Annotated in this window: 4 protein-coding genes; all 4 read left to right on the forward strand. The window is 74.7% G+C overall.

Going from position 1 to position 3,442, the window contains the following annotated elements; genetic code table 11:
* On the forward strand, positions 1-282 hold a 282-nt coding region (locus FDZ70_08020), incomplete at its 5' end, for a DUF4129 domain-containing protein (GenBank protein TLM72997.1).
* Positions 279-1,451 carry a DUF4350 domain-containing protein gene (locus FDZ70_08025; protein ID TLM72998.1) on the forward strand — a complete coding sequence of 391 codons (1,173 nt, stop codon included), beginning with the start codon at positions 279-281 and terminating at the stop codon, positions 1,449-1,451. The genes FDZ70_08020 and FDZ70_08025, both read left to right, overlap by 4 nt.
* Positions 1,448-2,407 carry a MoxR family ATPase gene (locus FDZ70_08030; GenBank protein TLM72999.1) on the forward strand — a complete coding sequence of 320 codons (960 nt, stop codon included), beginning with the start codon at positions 1,448-1,450 and terminating at the stop codon, positions 2,405-2,407. The genes FDZ70_08025 and FDZ70_08030 overlap by 4 nt, the downstream gene beginning before the upstream one ends.
* Positions 2,404-3,442, forward strand: a 1,039-nt coding sequence (locus tag FDZ70_08035) for a DUF58 domain-containing protein (GenBank protein TLM73000.1), incomplete at its 3' end; no start/stop codon positions are given. The genes FDZ70_08030 and FDZ70_08035, both read left to right, overlap by 4 nt.

A 3,442-nucleotide genomic window follows, 5' to 3' on the forward strand; every position in this document is an offset into this window, starting at 1 on the left:
GCGTCCGGCCGCACGCGCGACGCCGTGCGTGCGCTGTTCGGCGGCGCGGCCCGCACGCTCGTGGAGCGCGGCGTCGTGCCGCAGACGCGCACGCGGACCGACGGCGAGCTGCTCGCCGACGTGTCCCGCGCCGCGCCGCCGGTGGCACCACCGCTGTCCGAGCTCACCGGCGCGTTCGAGCTGGCCTGGTACGGCCACGTCGAGCCCGGCGAGGATGGCTACGCCGGCGCGCGCGGCGCGTACGAGCGCACGCTCGCCGAGGTCGGGGAGATGCGGCCATGAGCCCCGCAGACCGCGCCGTCGCCAGCGCGCGCCCCGTCCGCTGGCGCCTTCGCTTCGACACCACCACCGTGCTCGCGGTCGTGCTCGCGATCGCGCTGACTGCGGGCTACGCGCTCGCCGTCTACCTGTCGCGCGAGTTCTACTACGTCGAGGCGCCGCCGGGTTCGACGTTCTCGGCTCAGCCGGAGGGCCTCAGGACCGCGTACCGCTACCTGAGTGCGCTCGGCGCCGACGTGCGCACGCTCCAGCAGTTCGAGACGCTCCCGGCCACCGGCACGCTCGTGATCGCCGCGCCGGAAGGCCTCGCCGCCGAGTCGACCGACGCCGAGGCCGAGCGGCTCGCGCACTGGGTCGAGGGCGGCGGGCGGCTCGTGCTCGCGGGCCTGAGCGCCGGCACGCTCGCCGACACGGTCGCACAGGCCACGGGTGTCTCGCGCGCCTCGGCGAAGCCCGCCACGCTCACGCCGGTCCAGCAGACGCGGTTCGTCACCGGTGTCACCCAGGTCGCGTTCGACGAGGCGCGTCTCGACATCTCGGCCGACCCCGGGTGGGTGACCACGTTCCGCGACGGCTCGGGCGCGCTGCTCGTGTCGCGCACCTTCGGCGCTGGCGAGGTCGTCTGGCTTGCCGATGCGCTGCCGCTGTCGAACGCGGGCCTCGCGCGCGCCGACGACGGCGACTTCGCGGTGCGCCTGCTGGCTTCCGTGCCCGGCCCGGTCTTCTTCGACGAGTACCACCACGGCTTTGCGAAGGGTGGCGGCGCGTGGGACCGCCTCGGCAGCGGCGGGCGCACCGGCGTCGTGCTGCTGCTGATCGCGGCACTCGCGCTCGTGGTCTCGCGCGCCCAGCGTGTGGGCCCGCCGGTCGAGGAACGCGAGGTCCCCGCGGCGCGCACCACCGCTTACATCGACTCGCTCGCCGAGCTGTATCGGCGCGCCGGCGCCCGGGCGCACGCGCTCGAGGCGCTCGAGGACGGGCTCGCTCGCGCGCTCGCGCGCCGCTGGGGCACCACCGCGGCGGGTCTCTCGCGCACACCCGAGGCCGCCGGCGCGCTCGGCGCGTCCCGTGCCCTGCGCGCCCGCGAGACCATGACCACGCAGGAGTTCCTCGGCGCTGCCGCCCAGCTGCGCCGTGTCAGATGCGAGACGGAAGGACGAGAGACAAGATGAGCGACGCGAACCAGGTGGTGCGGCTTGCCGAAGCCGTGCGTGTGGAGGTCGCGAAGGCGGTCGTCGGCCAGGACGCGGCCGTCGACGGGCTGCTGATCGGCCTGCTGACCGGCGGGCACGTGCTGCTCGAAGGCGTGCCGGGCACCGCGAAGACGCTCGTTGCGCGCTCGCTCGCGCACGCGCTCGACGCGACCTTCAAGCGCATCCAGTTCTCGCCCGACCTGATGCCCGCCGACGTCGTCGGCACCAGCGTCTACGACGCGTCGAACGGTGAGTTCGTCTTGCGCCGCGGGCCGGTCTTCGCCAACCTCGTGCTCGCCGACGAGATCAACCGCACGCCGCCGAAGACCCAGTCGGCCCTGCTCGAGGCGATGCAGGAGCGGCAGGTCACCATCGACGGCACGACGCACGCGTTGCCCGACCCGTTCATGGTCATCGCGACGCAGAACCCGGTCGAGTACGAGGGCACGTACCCGCTGCCTGAGGCGCAGCTCGACCGCTTCCAGCAGAAACTCGTCGTCAGCTATCCGAGCGTCGACGAGGAGTCCGAGATACTGCGCCGGCACGTCGGCGGACTCGAGCTGGCGGACCTCGCGGCGCTGGGCCTGCGCGCGGTCGCGTCCACGGCCGACATCGCCGCCGCCCGTGCGGCGCTCGACGGGGTCACCGTGGACGACGGCGTCGTCGCGTACGTCGCCGCCATCGCGCGAGCCACCCGCGGGCACGTCTCGGTCACGCTCGGCGCCTCGCCGCGGGCCGCGGTCTCGCTGCTGGTGGCCGCCAAGGCGCACGCGCTCTTGCGCGGTCGCGCGTTCGTCACACCCGACGACGTGAAGACGCTCGCGCCGGCATGCCTGCGCCACCGCCTCCTGCTCCAGCCCGAGGTCGAGATCGAGGGCGCCGACACCGACGCCGTCCTCGCCGAGGTCCTGAGCCAGGTGCCCGTCCCGCGGTGAGCGAGCGGCCCGGCATACTGCGCGCGCTCTCGTCAGTCCACCTGACGCCGCGCTTCGCGCTGCTGCTCGCCGCGCCGGCGCTGCCGCTCGTGCTGCTGCCCGGCTCGCTCGCCCCCGTGCTCGCGGCCGCGTGGGCGCTCGTGTGCGCGGGCGTCGCGGCCGCGGACTTGCGCGCGGCCGTGCGCGTGGGCGAGCTCGAGTGGGAGCGCGCGACGCCGCCCAAGCTGTCCATCGGCGTGCCCAACCCGGTCACCCTGCGCGTGCGCAACACGTCCGCGCGCGTCGCCCGCATCGTGGCGCGCGAGACGCCGCCGCCGGGGTTCGAGGGCGAGCGGGCGTTCGGCACGCTCGACGTGGCGCCCCGCGCATCCGAGGAGCGCACGCTGCACCTGGCCCCGCCCTCGCGCGGCACCTTCCGGTTCGGCGGCGTCGGCGTGCTGTCGCTCGGGCCGCGACGCTTCGCCGGCTGGCGGGGGGTGGCGCCGATCGGCGAGGAGGTACGCGTCTACCCCGACATCCAGGCGGTGCACCGCTACGCGCTGCTCGAGCGCCGCGGCCTGCTGCACGAGATCGGTGTGCGCGCCGCGCGGTATGCGGGCGCGGGCACGGAGTTCGAGTCGCTGCGCGACTGGCAGCCCGGCGACGACTTCCGCGACGTCGACTGGAAGGCCACGGCCCGCCGAGGCAAGCCGGTCGTGCGCCGATACGAGGTGGAGCGCTCGCAGACCATCGTGCTCGCGGTCGACGCCGGCCGGCTCATGACGCCGGTGGTCGGGCCGATGACGAAGCTCGACCGCTCGGTGAACGCCGCGCTGCTGATGGCGTACCTCGCGACGCGCATGGGCGACCAGGTCGGCCTGCTCGTCTTCGGCCGTGACGTGCAGACGTTCCTGCCGCCCCGCCGAGGGCACCGGCAGTTCCTCGCCACCCTCGAGGCGCTCCACGGTGTGGAGGGCGCGCTCGAGGAACCAGACTACGCGCGCGCGATGCGGTATCTTGCGAGCCGCGTGCAGCGCCGCTCGCTCGTCGTCGTCT

The sequence above is a fragment of the Actinomycetota bacterium genome, from assembly GCA_005774595.1.
GTDB lineage: Bacteria > Actinomycetota > Coriobacteriia > Anaerosomatales > D1FN1-002 > D1FN1-002.

What these genes read in the sequence shown, in the direction of transcription:
- FDZ70_08025 (TLM72998.1), top strand. Translation starts at nt 279, where the DNA reads ATGAGCCCCGCAGACCGCGCCGTCGCCAGCGCGCGCCCCGTCCGCTGG.
- FDZ70_08030 (TLM72999.1), top strand. Translation starts at nt 1,448, where the DNA reads ATGAGCGACGCGAACCAGGTGGTGCGGCTTGCCGAAGCCGTGCGTGTG.